Here is a 16,663-nt window from a genome sequence, read left to right as displayed (position 1 = left end):
ACGCCCGGCGGTCTCCGTCTCTCCACGCCGCCTTGTGGTGGCGGCTTTTTCGTTCTGGGATGCCAACAACCTATGCGGTATTTTTGCGCGCGGGCAAGTCCTGGATCAGCCGCGCCCGGCCCATCGGCAGGTTCCGGCGCAGCGCTCGGCAGACCACCGCCGAAAGCGCTCGCGCACCCCCACCAGGCCGACGCCGCGAACGGCCCGACACATCTCAGCGCACGAGGTCACGATACGGGCAAACATCGTCAGCAAATGGCACGTGGCGGCGGCGAAACACTGTCCCGTCAATCGCCGCAGGCGTGTCAATCCGGTCCATCCGGAAATGCCGGAAATCCCCCCGCGCCGGGTCCCAGGCCACCAGATACCAAAGCGGCGGCAGGATCAGCATCGCCTGCGGCTCCAAGCTGCGCCTCGTCCGGCGCCCCTTTGCATCACGATAGACGAACCCGATCATCTGCCGGTTGAGGAACGCCGTTTCGAAAGCGGGCAACAGATCCGCGTCCATCCGGCCAAGATCCGACAAATCCTGAAGCGGCGAAAGCTGCCCGATATGCAAACAATCGAGAAAGGCCCGCAAATCGCGAACCTTGTCACCCGGCAGAGCCTTCTCGATCTTGGCAAGCCCGGCATCCGCCAGATCCGCGAAGGGCAGATTGCCCGCCGCCCGCATCGCCGCAACACTGATCAGCAGCGCAAAGACCTCCGGCACCGAAAGCCGCGCGGTGGTTTGCATCGACTGCGGATCAAGCTGCACGCCGCCGCCCCGGCCCACATCGGAATGGATGACGAATCCCGCGTCACGCAACGCGCCGATATCGCGCAGGACGGTGCGACGGGACACCCCCACCGCCTCGGCAAGGTCATCAATCGTGGCGGTTCCGGTTCGGCGCAGGCTGCGCACGATGGCATCCTGTCTGAGACGACTCTTCATCAGACGAGCCTATCATAAATAGTGACAAAATTTGGCACCATTTTCTCCTACACCGGGTCCGGCAACACGAACCAAGGAGACTCGAACAATGAAACGCACCGCAGTGAACCCCTGGGACTGGTCTTTGAAACTGGGATACAATCAGGCGGAAATCCTCGACGGCGCCACGCGGCAGCTCGTCTGCGCGGGCCAGACCGCCGTGGATGACACCGGCACTCCGCAGCACCCCGGCGATATGCGCGCCCAAATCAGCCTGGCTCTGGATAACCTGGAGGCGGTTCTGAAGGAGGCCGGGATGACCTTGGGCAATGTAACCAGGCTGGGCGTCTATGCCACCGATGTGGACGCGGCGTTGATGAATTTCGACCTGATGGGACAGCGCTTTGGCCCGCATCAGGTCGCCCCGCCCATGACGCTGCTGGGGGTCACCCGGCTCGCGATTCCGGGCCTTCTGTTCGAGATCGACGCAACCGCTTCGGCCTGACACCGGCGGGCAAAGCAGGTCTTGACGCGCGCCCATGCGGCGGGCCGGCCATTGCGCCCTCGAAGACGCAAAAAGGGGCGGGAAATCCCGCCCCTTTTCAGGAAAATCCGTGAAGGATCAGCGGCCCAGAGACCACCAGCCCCGCTTTTTCGGCGCATTCTCTTCTTCGACAGTCTCGGCAACCGGCGCCGCCTCCGGCTCGGGCGCGGCCTCCTCGGGCGTAGCCTCGGCAACCGCCTCCGGCGCGGCTTCGGCCACGGGTTCCGGAGCAGGCTCTGCCTCTGCTGCAGGCTCGACCTCTGCCGCCGGTTCTGCCTGTGCCGCCGGTTCTGCCTGTGCCGCCGGTTCTGCCTCAGTCGTCTGTTCCACAGAGCTGACAACCTCGGCGATCACATCCGCCGCTTTGCGGCGTGTGCGGCGCGGCTTGGCCGGTGCCTCCTCGGCATCTGGTGCTGTCTCTGCGGCGGCCTCCGGCTCGGCTGCGGCCTCTGCAACCGCCGGTGCGGCAGCCTCTTCTGCGACCGGCGCCTGCTGCGGCGCGGCCTCCGGGGCTGCCTCGGGCTGCGGCGCGGCCTCACCGGCCTCGGCCTCTGCGACCGGGGCTTTCTTCCGGCGTGTGCGCGTCCGCTTGGGCTTCGGCGCAGCCTCGGCCTCTGCCTCTGCCTCTTCGGCTGCGGGGGTCGCAGCCTCCGCGGCCTCGGCCGGAGCAGTCTCTGCCTCGGCGGGGCTTGCGGTCTCCGCCTCGCCCTCGGTCTCCACCTTCTTGGAGCGGGAGCCACGACGCGACCGGGTCCGCCGTTTCTTCGGCGTCTCGCCCTCTTCCGGCTGGGCCTCGGCCTGCGCGGCCTCTTCGGTCTCGGTTTCGGTCTCGGTCTCGGAGTCCTGCTCCTGATCCGACGACTCGTCAGAGCCGTTCTCGCCCTCCGCGCCGGACTTGGACCGACGACGCCGACGCCGACGGCGCTTCTTCGGTTTCCCATCGTCGTCGCCCTGAACAGTGTTCTGGGCGTTGGTGGTCTCGGCTTCCCGAACCTCGGCTTCGGCCTCTTCGGCGTCGGCCTCCTCGGCCTCTTCCGCAGCGGCAGCTTCGTCAATCGCATCCATCAGCGAGGTATCGACCGACACCACATGCGCGGGCACATCGGGCACCGTGCGGGTCGCTGTCTTGAACTTCTCCATGGAGAAGTCCGGCGCGATCAGATGTGTATCCCCTTCGATCCGCACGGCCATGCCATAGCGGGCCTCGATCTGGGCGATATGCTCGCGCTTGGCGTTCATCAAATAGTTGGCAATCGCCACCGGACATTTGACCAGTACCTCGCGGGAGCGGCGGCGCGTGCCCTCTTCCTCGATCTGGCGCAGAACCTGCAGCGCCATGTTGTCGTCCGAGCGGATCAGACCGGTGCCATGACAGGCCGAACACGGCTGCGTGGTCGCCTCGATCATACCGGGCCGCAGACGCTGACGGCTCATCTCCATCAGGCCAAAGCCGGAGATCCGGCCCACCTGGATGCGCGCGCGATCCGTCTTCAGCTTGTCCTTGATCTTCTTCTCGACGGCGGCGTTGTTCTTGCGCTCGTCCATGTCGATGAAGTCGATCACGATCAGACCGGCAAGGTCACGCAGCCGCAGCTGACGCGCCACCTCTTCGGCGGCCTCCAGGTTGGTCTTGGTCGCGGTATCCTCGATCGAGCCTTCCTTGGTGGCCCGGCCAGAGTTCACGTCGATCGCCACCAGCGCCTCGGTCACGCCGATCACGATGTAACCGCCGGATTTCAGCTGCACCACCGGGTTGAACATGCCCGACAGGTAGCTCTCCACCTGATGGCGCGCGAACAGCGGCATCTGCTCGTTGTAATGCTTCACGTTCTTGGCGTGGGACGGCATGATCATCTTCATGAAGTCCTTGGCGATGCGATACCCGCGCTCGCCCTCCACCAGAACCTCGTCGATGTCCCGGTTGTACAGATCGCGGATCGACCGTTTGATCAGGTCGCCCTCTTCATAGATCTTCGCCGGAGCAATGCTCTTGAGCGTCAGCTCGCGAATCTGCTCCCAGAGCCGCTGCAGATATTCATAATCCCGCTTGATCTCGGTCTTCGTCCGCTTCGCGCCAGCGGTGCGGATGATCAGACCCGCGCCCTTCGGCACGTCGATCTCCGTCGCGATCGCCTTGAGCTTGGAGCGGTCGGCGGCATTGGTGATCTTGCGCGAAATGCCGCCGCCCCGGGCGGTGTTCGGCATCAGAACGCAGTAACGGCCCGCCAGCGACAGATAGGTGGTCAGCGCCGCGCCCTTGTTGCCGCGCTCTTCCTTGACCACCTGAACCAGGAGGATCTGGCGGACGTGAATGACTTCCTGGATCTTGTACCGGCGCGGACGCGGCTTGCGGCGGGGGCGGATGTCTTCCTCGGTGTCGTCATCGGCAACCGATTCGATGGACTCATCCTTGCCGGCGGCATCGGTCCCGCCGTCTTCCTGATCGTCCTCGTCGTCGTGATCGTCGTCGTCGGACGATGCCTCTTCGACACTGGCCGCATCAGCAGCCTGCGCCTCGGCACCCTCGGCTTCCGCCTCGGCAACAACCTCGGAAGGCAGTACGGCCTCGGCGCCCGCATCGAGCGTCTCGCCCGCAGGTTCCGCAACCGCATCGCCCGGAACATCCGACGGCTCTTCCACCGGGGTCTCACCCACGGTTTCCATCGGCGACAGGCCCTCGCCCGGTTCCCCGGACTCGATCTCGTCATCGCCAAGATCGATCGTCTCCATGCCGGAGATCTCTTTCGTCGCCTCGGCGCCGGACGGCTCCGCCGTCACCACCGCATCATCCGGCTTCGTGCTCTCGGCGCGCGTCGGCTTGCGACGGGTGCGGGACCGCGGCCGCTTCTTGGGGCGCTCGCGCTCTTCCTCTTCCTCGGCCGCCAGGGCCGCCTCTTCCTCCATCAGCGCCTTCCGGTCGGCGACGGGGATCTGGTAGTAGTCGGGATGGATTTCCGAGAACGCAAGGAAGCCATGCCGGTTGCCGCCGTAATCGACAAAGGCAGCCTGCAACGAGGGTTCGACCCGCGTGACTTTTGCTAGATAGATGTTGCCAGCGAGCTGGCGCTTGTTTTCAGACTCAAAGTCGAATTCCTCAACCTTGTTTCCGTCAACCACCACGACGCGGGTCTCTTCCGCGTGGGTGGCATCGATGAGCATTTTCTTGGCCATGTTTTCCGTATGCGCAGCAAGACGCCCTCCAAACCGGGTGGGGCCAGAGAGCGGGTGCTGTGTCTTGTCAATGCGAGGGGATACGCGCGGGCATGGCGGGCGCTTTGCGTCCTTGCCTCATGCCTCAATGTCGTCGCGCGCTTCATCGCGTTTCTTCTCCGACGCTCTGCCCGGCCCGTGGGTCGGGGGCGCCCATTCAAGGCCCGTCGCTTGTGGCGGTCCGGGCACGGTACTTCGGCCTGTTGGGGCCAGATCGGTCTGACAGGGATGTTTTGTCCTGCATCCGTGTCAGCGAAACTTGTCAGAGCCAGCCAGAAGGGCGGCATCCTGACCGTCAACATAACGGCACAAGCGCCCAATTGACAATGGCCAATCGCTCTGCCCTGTGCGGCAATGCACGGTATTTGAGCGACAGCCCGCCTCAAACGCGTGGATCGTGGAACGCAACCAGGTCCCAGAGCGTGCCGTAAAGATCCTCAAAGACGGCCACCGTGCCATAGGTCTCGTCCTTCGGCTCCCGCACAAACCGCACGCCCTTCGCCCGGTAAGCCTCATAATCGCGCCAGACATCATCGCTTTGCAGAAACAGGAACACCCGGCCCCCGGCCTGATCCCCGATGAACTCGGCCTGGCGCGCATTCGAGGCCCGCGCCAGCAGGATCGACGCCCCGCCGCCCGAGGGGCGCACCACCACCCACCGCTTGTCCTGTTCCGGCTGATAGGTGTCCTCAACCAGATCGAACCCAAGCGTGCCGACATAGAAGGCGATCGCCTCGTCATAATCGCGCACAACCAGCGCCACATGCGCCAACCGCTGTCTCATCTCCGCTCCTCCGACATTGCAACCGGCCGGCCCCGCGCCAAACCGCGCTCGAGGCCCGCGATCGGCCGCTGCCAGGCCAGTCCGTCCGGTCCGGTCGCCAACGGCGTGCGCCCTTGGCCAACCGCCGCCTCGAAAGCCGCAATCACACGGTGTTCCCGGACAGTCCTCGGCCCTGCCCGGCAGCGCCTCGCACCGCCTGTCGCGCCAATGCACATGGGTCCGCCTGCGGGCGATCCGCAGCGCGCCGTGCTCACCGCACGGGTCCCGACCGCGCCCAGTCCCGCCACGGCCATGTCTTCGACGTCCATCCGGTGCAGCGGCCTGGTCGCGGTCATCGCCTGCACCTGCGTCACCGGCCCGGCGAGGCTCAGCGCAAGGTCGCGGCCGTAAATCGCCTGCCTCCGCATCACGCCGCCACCATCGCGCGCATCGCCGCCCCGGCCGAACGCATCATAACAAGCCTGATCGCGCCACAGCGGCGCATTGATCTCCACATTTCCAAGCCCCCCCCGAACGCGCCGCGCAACCACAAAGGCTGCCCGCGCCCGATTCTGAAACACAACACCCGGCGCGATCCCGCCGCCGCGCAAATCCGCACCGCCGCCTCCACCTCGTCCAGCCTCCGCGCCAACGGTTTCTCCACAAGGACAGACTGCCCGCCGCCGCAAGGCGCTGGATGAGCGCGATGGCGTCGCCACGATCACAAAGTCACCATCCGCGGCCCCGGTCGACACCTCCCGATCGGCGGTAAAGCACGGCGCAGGGCCATGATCGCGCTCCGCCAGATGCCGCGCCCGTTCCGGATGCCGTGACTCACGAAATCAAGCCGCATCCGACACGGCCGGGCTGACGGCGCCGCGACATCCGACCGCCCGATCATCCCTGCCCCAATCCGCGCAACACCGCGTCTGCCGTCTCTCGCTGACTACTCATTCCGGCTTTCCCTTCACTTCATCGCACGAAAAACCCAACCCGCAGCCCCGGCATAGCGCAAGGCCCAAAGCCTCTCCGCTCAACGCAGTCGCCCCCTGCCCATCCTCCAAAAATCGGCAGGCCAGAAAATCGAGGACCCCGCCCCCGCTTCTTCTCTTTCCAAATACTCGAAATCCTGCCGTTAACCACTTTTCCGGCCAGCGGACGGAAAAGCGCCATCGCGCCCGCCACAACGCTCTTAACAAATTCCTTATTTGTACCAAACTCGCCGAGAATCGTACCAAACGCCGGTTAACGCCCTCAGGCAATCCTTAACCTCTGTCACAGCCTTGTGGCCGCTGTGAGGGCCCACCCCAATATCTGGCCCCGAACCAAAAGCGCACGGTGGGTTAACCCCACCGTGCGCTGCTTTAAATCCACCGCGAAAACCGCAGGGTTAACTCAGTCGAACTGCCGCAGACGCTTGATCAGGCTGGAGGTGTCCCAACGCCCGCCGCCCATCTTCTGCACGTCCTTGTAGAACTGGTCCACAAGCGCCGTCACCGGCAGCGACGCGCCGTTTTCATTGGCTGTTTTCAGACAGATACCCAGATCCTTGCGCATCCAGTCGACGGCAAAGCCATGCTCGAACTGATCGTCGATCATCGTCTCGTAACGGTTGACCATCTGCCACGATCCCGCCGCGCCGCCGCCGATCACATCGACCACGGCCCGACCGTCGAGGCCGGCCTTTTCGGCAAAATGCAGCCCCTCCGAAAGCCCCTGAACAAGCCCGGCAATGCAGATCTGATTGACCATCTTGCAAAGCTGCCCCGCGCCGGATTCTCCCAATCTTTTGCATAGTTTGGCATAGGCGTCGATCATCGGCTCCGCCTTGCTGTAGGCCTCTTCCTCGCCGCCGCACATGACCACGAGCGCGCCGTTCTCGGCCCCCGCCTGACCGCCGGAAATCGGCGCATCGACAAAGGCAATGCCCGCCTCGGCCGCCGCGCCATGCAACTCCCGCGTCACCTCGGCGGAGACGGTCGTGTGATCGACAAAGATGCTGCCCGACGCCATGCCCGCAAAGGCCCCATCCGCCCCGAGGCAGACGCCCCGCAGATCGTCGTCATTGCCCACGCAGGACATGACGAAATCGGCGCCCTGCGCCGCCTCTCGCGGGGTCGCCCCCATCGCGCCGCCATGCTCGGCCACCCAGGCCTCCGCCTTGGACGCCGTGCGGTTATAGACCGTCACCTCGTGGCCCGCCTTCGCCAGATACCCGGCCATCGGATACCCCATCACTCCCAACCCGAGGAATGCAACCTTTGCCATTCTGTCTCTCCCTGTTAGTTTCGAACCAGGGCGGCCTGTGCAATGATCCGCCGCCCGCGCCCCTTGGCATCGGGCCAAGGGCAGGCTAAGCCCGTTTCACCCCTCGTGTTAGCGCAAGAAAAGGGCAAGGGAAATGGCGCTTGTGTTCCGTTGGCTGCTGCGGCTGGTCACCTTCTCGATCGTGATGGCCGTGCTGGGCAGCCTCATGGTCTATTACCTCGCCTCGCGCTCCCTGCCGGATTATGACAAGACGATGCCGGTGGCCGGTATCACCGGCGACATCGAGATCATTCGCGACAACGCCGGCGTGCCCCACATCATGGCCCTCTCGGACCGGGATGCCTTCTTTGGCCTTGGCTATGCCCATGCGCAGGACCGCCTGTGGCAGATGACCCTGCTGCGCCGCACGGCGCAGGGGCGGCTGTCGGAGATCTTCGGCACCCGGACGATCGAGACGGACACGCTCATGCGGCGGCTGGATCTCTACCCGCTTGCGGTGCAATCGGTCGCGCATCAGGACCCTGCCACGCTCGACGCGCTGGAGGCCTATAGCGCCGGGGTCAATGCCCGGCTCGAAGAAATCAATCAGGGCGGCAAGGGCCGCGGAGCCCCGGAATTCTTCATGTTCGGTGCGCCCCTGTCCCCGTGGAAGCCCGCCGACAGCATCGCGCTCGCCAAGCTCATGGCCTTCCAGCTCAGCGGCCATCTGCGGGACGAGGTTCTGCGCGCCCGCACCTCGCTGCTGATCCCCGACGCCGACCGTCTTTCCGATATCCTGCCCGACATGCCCGGAACTGGCGTGGCCGCCCTGCCCGGCTATGCCAGCCTCGTGCCCGGCCCGCTGCCCCGCTTTACCCCGAACCAGACGCGGCAGGCCTTCCTGCCCGCGTCGCCGCCGCGCGGCCTGGCCGGTGCGTCGAACGCCTGGGCCGCCGATGCCTCGCGCTCGGCAGGGGGCGGCACGTTGCTGGCCAATGACCCGCACCTCGGCCTGACTGCCCCCTCGATCTGGTATCTTGCCCGGCTTCAGCTTACCTCTGGCGGCGTGATCGGCGGCACCATTCCCGGTATGCCGCTGGTCATGGTCGGCCGCTCCGAGCAGCTCGCCTGGGGTCTGACGTCCTCCTATCTGGATGATCAGGACCTCTACATCGAAGAGCTGAACCCCGAGAACCCCGAAGAATACCGCACCCCTGACGGCTTTGCCCGCTTCGAGACCCGCAAGAGCATCATCACGATCAAGGACCATACGCCCGCCACGGTCACCCTGCGCTGGACGCAGAACGGCCCGGTACTGCCGCGTGCGGTGTTCAATCTCGACGCCATCACGCCGCCGGGGCATGTGGTCTCGCTGGCCTGGACCGCGCTGTCCGGAGAGGACACGTCGATGAGCGCCGGGATCGGCCTGATGACATCGGGCTCGGTCGAAGAGGCCATCGAGGCCAGCCGCAAGCACGTGGCGCCCTCGCAGAACCTCACGCTGATCGACGCGGACACCGTTGCGATGCAGATGATCGGCGTCCAGCCGTCGCGCGATCCGAACCACCAGAGCAAGGGCCGCATGCCCAGCCCCGGCTGGATTGCCGCGAATCGCTGGCAGGGCATGCTGCCCTATTCCGCCAATCCCGCCTTCCTCGCCCCCGAAGGCGGCATCGTCGGCAACACCAACAACAAGATCACCGACGCCCCCTTCCCCCGCCACGTCAGCTTTGACTGGGGCGACAGCCAGCGGGTGCAGCGCTGGAAGGCGCTGATGCAGGGCCGGCAGGTGCACACCCGCGACAGCTTCATCGAAGCCCAGCTTGATACGGTGTCGATCACCGCCCGTACCCTGCTGCCGCTGATCGGGCGCGATCTGTGGTTCACCGGCGAGGCCGCCCCGGACGGCACGCCCGAACGCCAGCGCCAGCGCGCCCTCGCGCTGCTCGCCGACTGGAACGGCGAGATGAACGAACATATGCCCGAACCGCTGATCTATTCGGCCTGGGTGCGCGCACTGCAGGAGCGGCTGATCCGTGACGATCTCGGTCCGCTGGCCGATGTCTACAACCACATCGAGCCGCTTTTCCTTGAACGGGTCTATCGCAATGTGAACGGCGCCAGCGCGTGGTGCGACATCATCCGCTCCGCGCGGACCGAAACCTGTTCCGACATCGCCCGCCTTGCGCTCGACGATGCGCTGCTGTGGATCGACGAGACCTACGGAAATCAACTCGAAAGCCTGCGCTGGGGCGACGCGCATCAAGCGGTCCACGATCACACGGTGCTCGGCGATGTGCCGGTGCTGCGCTATTTCGTGAACATCCATCAAAGCACCTCCGGCGGGGACAACACGCTGATGCGCGGGCGCACCTCTGGCGATCCGGATGCGCCGTTCGAGAACGTCCACGCGGCAGGCTATCGCGGCATCTACGACTTTGCCGATCCCGACAGCTCTGTCTTCATCAGCGCCACGGGCCAGTCCGGCCACTTTCTGTCGCGGCATTACGACGACCTCGGACAACTCTGGCGGCGCGGGGAATACATCCCCATGTCGCTGGACGTGGATCTGGCCCGGGCGGCCTCCGTCGGGATCACCCGGCTGACCAAGCCGTGAACCAGGCGGAAATCGCCGCCCGGAGCGCGCTGAGGACACTTTGGCCGGGCTGGACCGGGTCGCTGAGCCCGCTGGGTCAGGGCGCCGGCAGAACGGTGTTGCGCGCAACCGGCGGCCCCCGCCCCCTTGTCGTCAAACTCTGGCCCGAGGAGCAACGAGACAAGGCAATCGCACAGGCGGCGCGGCAAGCCGCCGTTTCGGAGCAGCTCTGCGATGGCCTGTTTCGCGCACCACAGGTCCTGCAGTTCGACGCCGCGCAGCGCGTCATGGTGATGGCGGACTGCGGCGGTCAAGACCTTGGCACGCTGCTGGCACAGGCGCAGCCGGCGGAGGCCGAACGCCTGATGGCGCGCGCAGGGGCCTGGATTGCCGCGCTCCACGCCCCCTCCCGCCGCGATGCGCCGTTTCGGCCCATCGGGCATCTGAACTGGCTGGACAAGCTGGTCTCGCAGGGGGAGACCGGCGCGCGCGCCATTCACGATCTGGACGCGTTCCGGCAGCACGTTCAGGCCCTGCACGGGCTGTTTCAGGAGGTCCGCCGCCGCCCGTCGGTCCGGGCGATCACCCATAAAGACCTGAGCGCGGGCAACCTTCTGGTGACCAACACCGGCACGCTCTGGGGCATAGATTTCGAGAATTCCGCCGAAGACGAGGCCCTGCGCGATCTGTTCACCCTCGGGCTCGACGCGCTCAGTTTCGCGCCCTTCGGGCACGACCGGCGCCGCGCCCTCGCTGCGCTCGGGCGCGGCTATGGCCCGGCCCCCGGCGATCCGCTTGTCCGGCTGTTCCTGCAGCGGGCATTCGCCCTTGGTTACTGGGCCCGCACCCCCCTGCCGCACTCCCGGCGACAAGCGGCGCGGATGGCAGCCGCCTGCTGGATTTTGTCACAGGACGACGCGGTCGTATAGGGCGCGAAGAGGGCTCTGCCCTCGCCCCCAAGGGGGCTCACCCGAGGTATTTGAAGACCAAAGAAACCGCGCCGCGCGCACTCAGAGCGAGTCGAACCGGGCCTTGTCAGTGGCGGTCCAGTTTACGGTCAGGGCGTAGCCCTCTTCCGTCTGCACCTCTTGCTCCACCAGCCCTTTTTCGAAGAGCCACGCGCGTTTGCGCCCGTCGGCAAAGGACAGCACCATGTCTTCGACATGTTTTTCCTCGCCGAGCGCCTGCGTGACCGCCTCAAGGAAGACGTCCAGCCCTTCGCCCGTGATGGCCGACACGGCAAAGATCGCGTCCTCGCGGGCGGCACGGGTGCGGACCGCTTCCGCCTCCTCCGGGTCGAGGCGGTCGATCTTGTTCCACAGCTCGATCTGCGTGACCGAGTCCGGCACGCCGAGCGAGCCGAGGATCGTGCGCACATCACCGGCCTGCTCTTCGCTTTCGTCATGCGAGATATCGCGCACGTGCACGATCACATCGGCGGCCAGCACCTCTTCGAGCGTCGCGCGGAAGGCGGCGACGAGTTCGGTCGGCAGATCGGAGATGAAGCCCACCGTATCGGACAGGATCACGGTCGCGCCGGTGGGCAGTTCCACCTGCCGCATGGTTGGGTCGAGCGTGGCAAAGAGCATGTCCTTGGCCATCACTTCCGCCCCAGTCAAGCGGTTGAAGAGCGTGGATTTTCCAGCGTTGGTATAGCCCACAAGGGCAACGATCGGGAACGGCACCTTGGCACGGGCCTTGCGGTGCAGCTCGCGGGTTTTCACCACTTTGTCGAGCTGACGACGCAGGCGCACAAGCTGTTCGTCGATGGCACGGCGGTCTGCTTCGATCTGCGTCTCGCCGGGGCCACCGACAAAGCCGAGCCCGCCCCGCTGACGTTCGAGGTGGGTCCAGGCACGGACCAGCCGGGTGCGCTGATAACTCAGATGCGCCATCTCGACCTGCAACACGCCTTCGCGCGTCGCGGCACGGTCCGAGAAGATCTCGAGGATCAACCCGGTGCGGTCCAGCAGCTTCACGCCCCAGGCCTTTTCAAGATTGCGCTGCTGCACCGGCGTCACCGGCCCATCGACCAGCACCAGTGCGACCTCATCGGCCTCGAACCGCGCTTTGAGTTCTTCGATTTTGCCCGAGCCGAAGAGCATCCCCGGTTGCGGCCGTTGCAGGGGAACAACGGTTTCGCCAACGACTTCGAGGTCCGGCAAGGCATGCGCAAGTGAGACTGCCTCTTCCAGGGCCATCTGCGCGTTGCGCCGGTCCTTGTCGGACTTGATATCAGGATGCAGCACCCATGCACGGGTGACGGGCGGGGCGTGGTCTATACCGCTCAAGAAGCGTCTTCACCGTCATAAAGGTTGATCGGCTGCGACGGCATGATCGTGCTGATGGCGTGTTTGTACACCAGCTGGCTCTGACCATCCCGGCGCAAGAGCACGCAGAAATTGTCAAACCAGGTGATAACACCCTGCAGTTTGACCCCGTTGATCAGGAAAACCGTTACCGGAACCTTGGTCTTGCGCACATGATTGAGAAATGCGTCCTGCAGGTTCTGTCTGTCCGAAGCCATTGAAATTGCCTTTGTTCTTGTATCGCACCTCGCAAGGCGCGCCCCTATCTTCGGGGGAGTATGTCTTGGACAGGCTGGAGTTTCCAGCGCAAAAATTGGACTTTTTGAAAACAGGTCCAAATGGTTGACCAATGTTTCCGGCACCCGCCCCGCGCGCAACGGCTCTCAGTTGCGCCACAGATCCGGCGAAAGCATCACCACGATCGCCAGAAGCTCAAGCCGCCCGAGGATCATCCCGGCGCTCATCAAAAGCTGTGCGCCGGTGCCGAGCGACTGCAGCGAGATGGGCGCCTCTCCGGCAAAAGCGACCAGCGGCCCGGTGTTGGCCAGCGCCGCGACGGTCAGAACCATGGCCTGCTCGAAATCATAGCCAAACAGCCCGAAGGCCATGGAAAACAAGGCGATGGTCAGCGCGAACATCATAAAGAAGACCCAGGCGATAAAGGCCCCCTCGCGTCGGATGCGGCGACTGACCAGCCCGACACGGCCCACCGAATGCGGATGGATCAGCCGCTCGATCTCGCGCGTGCCATTGAGATAGAGCGCATAGACCCGCATCAGCTTGACCCCGCCAGCGGTGGTGGCGACGCCGCCACCGACCATGGCCAGCCCCATCAGAACGATGCCCGGCGTCGACAGCCCCGACCAGCCCTGCGCCGTGGCCCAGTCATTGCTCAGAAACCCCGTGGTGCTGAGAAAAGAGAGCGCGGTGAACAACCCGCCCCAAAGCGAGCGGAGCCCGGCAACGAGATCCTGCTCCTCGCCGACCTCGAAGGACGCCACCCAGTGGCGCATGAAGAACAGCACCGGTACAATGGTGATGATCACCAGGCCAAGCCGGAACTCCGGATCATAGCCAAGCCCCGGCCGGCTGGCCTGGCTCGTGGTGTCGGTGGAGAACGTCAGCCGGGACAGCGCAAAGAACATGAAGCAGAACAGCACCATCTCTCCCGCCATGCCGCTCGCCATCCCGGAGACCCCGCCCACCGGCGAGATACCGGATGTCGCCATGACCGCCATCGCATGCATGAGCGCAACAAGCGGCTTCTCTCCGGCGACCAGCAACATGATGCACAGCGCCAGCGTCAACCCGGTATAAACCGGGATCAGCACGCGGGCGCTGCGCTCCAGCCGCTGCATCGGATCGCGTCGGACACCGCGCGCCGCGCCCTGGGCAATCATCTGTCCCGGCTCGCCGCTGGCGGTGACCTCGAACCCGCCGAGGGTCATCGGCGCGAGGATCGCAGAGGCGGAGACCCAGATGATCAACCCGCCAATCCACCCCACCTGCCCGCGCCAGAGATGCTCGGGTCCGGACAGCCGCGCCGGTTCGAAGAGCGTGGCGCCGGTGGTCGTGAGCGACGAGACCATCTCGAAATATGCCGAATGGAATGTGGTCGTGCGCACCGCCTCGAAGAACGGCACGGCAAGAAAAATCGGCAGAAAGATGAAGGCCGCCAGAAGCGCCAGAAGCTGACGCAGTCCGCTGGTGTTATGCTCGCGATTGGCAAGCGCCAACGCCACCAGCGCGGTCAGCACGATCCCCACAAGGCCACTGTAGAAAAACGCGCGAGCGTCGTGAAATTCCTCGATGGCCAGCGCATATCCAGCCGGGATCAGCATCGAGAGCGACACGATCCCCGTCAGCAGCAGGAACAGCGGCAGGCGCAGCAGCATCATGGCTCAGAAAAAGTCGATGGAGACCTGCAGAAGGCGCTCGACCTCCGGCACGTCCTTGGCGAGCGCAAAGAGCACGATGTGATCGCCCGCCTCGATCAGCAGACCGCCAGAGGGTTTGACCACCTTGTCACCGTTGCGGATCGCCCCGACCAGCACACCTTCGGGAAAGTCGATATCGCGCAGCCGTGCCCCGGCCATGGAGGAGGTCGACAGCACCTCTGCCTCGATCACTTCCGCCTCCGCATCGCCGATGGAATACACCCGGCTGACCCGGCCATGGCGGATATGACGCAGGATCGAGCTTACCGTGGTGGCGCGCGGGTTGATATAGGCGTCGATGCCCAGAGGCTCCATCAGTTCGATCAACGTCGGATCGTTGACCAGAGCAATGGCCATCGGACAGCCCGCCGCCTTGGCACGCACGGCCGCCAGCATGTTGGTCTTGTCGTCATCGGTGACACAGAGCACCGCATCCGCACGCTCCACCCCGGCCTCGCTCAGCAAGGCGGCGTCAAGCCCATCGCCATGCAGCACGATGGTCCGTTCCAGCGCCTCCGCCGCACGCTCGGCATTCTTGCGGTCGCGTTCGATGACCTTGGCCCGGATCCGCTCGCGCCCCTCCTCAAGCCGCTGCGCCACCGCGAGGCCGACGTTGCCGCCACCGAGGATGACGATCCGCTCCTGCTTGCGCTGGGATTTGCCGAAGATCTCCAGGGCCCGGCGCACGTCCTCCTGATGCACCATGACATAACAGCTGTCGCCCACGAAAAGCTGATCCCGCGCTTCCGGCGCAAAAAGCGTACCCTCCCGGCGAATGCCCACGACCACCGAGCGCAGCGTCGAAAACAGGTCCGTGAGTTGGCGCAGCGGCGTGTTGACGATCGGACAATCCTCGTCGATCGACAGGCCAAGCAGATGCGCGCGGCCGTCAAGAAAGGTCTCCGTATCAAAGGCCGCCGGTGCCGACAGCCGCTGCAACGCCGCCTCCGCGACCTCGCGCTCGGGGCTGATGACCACGTCGATGGGCAGATGATCCCGCCGGTACAGATCCGAATATATCGCGGTGAGATAACTTTGCGAGCGCAGCCGCGCGATCTTGCGCGGCACCGAAAACACCGAATGCGCGACCTGGCAGGTCACCATGTTGACCTCGTCGGAATGGGTCGCGGCGATGATCATGTCTGCGTCGCGCGCGCCCGCCTTTTCGAGCACATCGGGATAGCTGGCAAAACCGGCGATCCCCTGCACGTCCAGCGTATCGGTGGCCCGGCGCACGAGGTCGGGATTGCTGTCGACGACTGTCACGTCGTTTCGCTCACCCGAAAGATGCCGCGCGATCTGCCAGCCAACCTGGCCGGCACCACAAATGATGACCTTCATGGCCGATCCTTATCCAGTCCAGCTTCCGGAATGACACGCCCCGCGCCGCCGGTCAACGCCCCCAAAAGCTTTGCCCCGAGGCCCGTCCCGGCCTGCGGTACGCGCTGATGGGAGGAATATTCTGGCTTCCTCATCCGATCCGAAAACCGCGTTGCACTGTTCGGGATGAGAAACGCGTCTGGCCATGTCCCTTATGCGAAATCGCCCCGTCCTACCGGCCCGACCGTCGCGCGTCCCTTGCCCGCTTGAAGGCAAAGACCTGTTGTCGCGGGGTCCAGTCGTACTTGGGATCCTCCGTGACACGGGCATAGAACAAGCGCCCCATGCCAAGCCGCCAAGGGTCCAGAACGATCCCCTGCGCCATCGCGTCGCCCCTGGCCGATACGATCAAGGTCGAGTGTTCGATCAGAAGGCTGTCGTGATTGGCAATGGCCCGGTGCCAGCCCAGCGTCTGAACCCCTTCTCGCCGCATACGCGCTTCGAGGTCATCCGCCCATTCGCGGCAAAGGCCGCGCGGACGCAGGCCCGCGTTGACCTTCATGTTATGAATCAGCGGCGGATCCGTCATGCCCCAGTCGATGGCCCATTGCCTCGGTTCGGTCAGGGCGATCCGTGCAACGCGGGCCGCCTCCTCGCGGTCCACGTCCGGTCCCAGAGCCGCGATCATGGCGCTCAGCTCGGCCAATTGCGCCGCCTCCGCGATCGCGGCAGCGCCGCCACCGGTCGAGACAACGCCCGGCGCGCCACCGCAGGCCGCCAGCGGCAAGGCCGCAAGCCCCGTCAGAAGCGCCCGCCGACGCATG

At 65.1% G+C, this 16,663-nt stretch carries 13 protein-coding genes; 3 read left to right on the top strand and 10 right to left on the bottom strand.

The features are described from left to right. Positions 1-214 precede the first annotated feature (214 nt). The gene (locus ACN2XU_RS03550; protein WP_419409022.1) at positions 215-934 is read right to left on the bottom strand and encodes a helix-turn-helix transcriptional regulator; all 720 of its coding nucleotides are present in this window, start codon (positions 932-934) and stop codon (positions 215-217) included. Between the two features lie 88 nt (positions 935-1,022). Between ACN2XU_RS03550 and ACN2XU_RS03545 the strand changes: the two genes are divergently transcribed. After that, positions 1,023-1,418, top strand: a complete 396-nt coding sequence (locus tag ACN2XU_RS03545; protein WP_419409021.1) for a RidA family protein — start codon at positions 1,023-1,025, stop codon at positions 1,416-1,418. A gap of 117 nt (positions 1,419-1,535) precedes the next feature. On the opposite strand, the gene ACN2XU_RS03540 is transcribed toward ACN2XU_RS03545, so the two are convergent. The 4 genes from ACN2XU_RS03540 to ACN2XU_RS03525 form a co-directional block, all read right to left on the bottom strand. Further along, on the bottom strand, positions 1,536-4,628 hold the full coding sequence (locus ACN2XU_RS03540) for an Rne/Rng family ribonuclease (RefSeq protein ID WP_419409020.1): 3,093 nt from the start codon (positions 4,626-4,628) through the stop codon (positions 1,536-1,538). A gap of 421 nt (positions 4,629-5,049) precedes the next feature. Continuing rightward, complete coding sequence (locus ACN2XU_RS03535) at positions 5,050-5,451, bottom strand: VOC family protein (RefSeq protein ID WP_419409019.1); 402 nt, start codon at positions 5,449-5,451, stop codon at positions 5,050-5,052. Continuing rightward, a complete protein-coding gene (locus ACN2XU_RS03530; protein ID WP_419409018.1) occupies positions 5,448-5,945 on the bottom strand; it encodes a Gfo/Idh/MocA family protein in 498 nt (165 codons plus the stop codon). The genes ACN2XU_RS03535 and ACN2XU_RS03530 overlap by 4 nt, the downstream gene beginning before the upstream one ends. Positions 5,946-6,825: 880 nt before the next feature. Further along, entirely contained in the window at positions 6,826-7,698 is an 873-nt protein-coding gene (locus ACN2XU_RS03525; protein ID WP_419409017.1) for an NAD(P)-dependent oxidoreductase, read from the bottom strand. Positions 7,699-7,831: 133 nt separating this feature from the next. On the opposite strand from ACN2XU_RS03525, the gene ACN2XU_RS03520 reads away from it, so the two are divergent. Both ACN2XU_RS03520 and ACN2XU_RS03515 read left to right on the top strand, forming a co-directional pair. After that, complete coding sequence (locus ACN2XU_RS03520) at positions 7,832-10,294, top strand: penicillin acylase family protein (RefSeq protein WP_419409016.1); 2,463 nt, start codon at positions 7,832-7,834, stop codon at positions 10,292-10,294. Continuing rightward, positions 10,291-11,202 (top strand): phosphotransferase family protein, encoded by a 912-nt coding sequence (locus ACN2XU_RS03515; RefSeq protein ID WP_419409015.1) that lies wholly within the window; start codon positions 10,291-10,293, stop codon positions 11,200-11,202. The genes ACN2XU_RS03520 and ACN2XU_RS03515 overlap by 4 nt, the downstream gene beginning before the upstream one ends. Before the next feature lie 81 nt (positions 11,203-11,283). Here ACN2XU_RS03515 and hflX read toward each other — a convergent pair whose 3' ends face one another. The 5 genes from hflX to ACN2XU_RS03490 form a co-directional block, all read right to left on the bottom strand. After that, positions 11,284-12,555, bottom strand: coding sequence for a GTPase HflX (gene hflX / locus ACN2XU_RS03510; RefSeq protein WP_500797234.1), 1,272 nt, complete (start codon positions 12,553-12,555; stop codon positions 11,284-11,286). Between the two features lie 5 nt (positions 12,556-12,560). Beyond that, on the bottom strand, positions 12,561-12,800 hold the full coding sequence (gene hfq / locus ACN2XU_RS03505) for an RNA chaperone Hfq (protein WP_097802888.1): 240 nt from the start codon (positions 12,798-12,800) through the stop codon (positions 12,561-12,563). A 165-nt stretch (positions 12,801-12,965) separates the two neighbouring features. After that, complete coding sequence (locus tag ACN2XU_RS03500; protein WP_419409014.1) at positions 12,966-14,480, bottom strand: TrkH family potassium uptake protein; 1,515 nt, start codon at positions 14,478-14,480, stop codon at positions 12,966-12,968. A gap of 3 nt (positions 14,481-14,483) precedes the next feature. Then, positions 14,484-15,860 (bottom strand): Trk system potassium transporter TrkA, encoded by a 1,377-nt coding sequence (gene trkA / locus ACN2XU_RS03495; protein ID WP_419409013.1) that lies wholly within the window; start codon positions 15,858-15,860, stop codon positions 14,484-14,486. A 211-nt stretch (positions 15,861-16,071) separates the two neighbouring features. Further along, on the bottom strand, positions 16,072-16,662 hold the full coding sequence (locus tag ACN2XU_RS03490) for a hypothetical protein (RefSeq protein ID WP_419409012.1): 591 nt from the start codon (positions 16,660-16,662) through the stop codon (positions 16,072-16,074). Between the last annotated feature and the right edge of the window lies 1 nt (position 16,663).

The sequence above is a fragment of the Pacificoceanicola niger genome (assembly GCF_048553275.1).
In the GTDB taxonomy this organism is placed as follows: domain Bacteria; phylum Pseudomonadota; class Alphaproteobacteria; order Rhodobacterales; family Rhodobacteraceae; genus Pacificoceanicola.
Note: the sequence above shows the minus strand (reverse complement) of the source record. Positions and strands in the feature narration are given on the sequence as shown.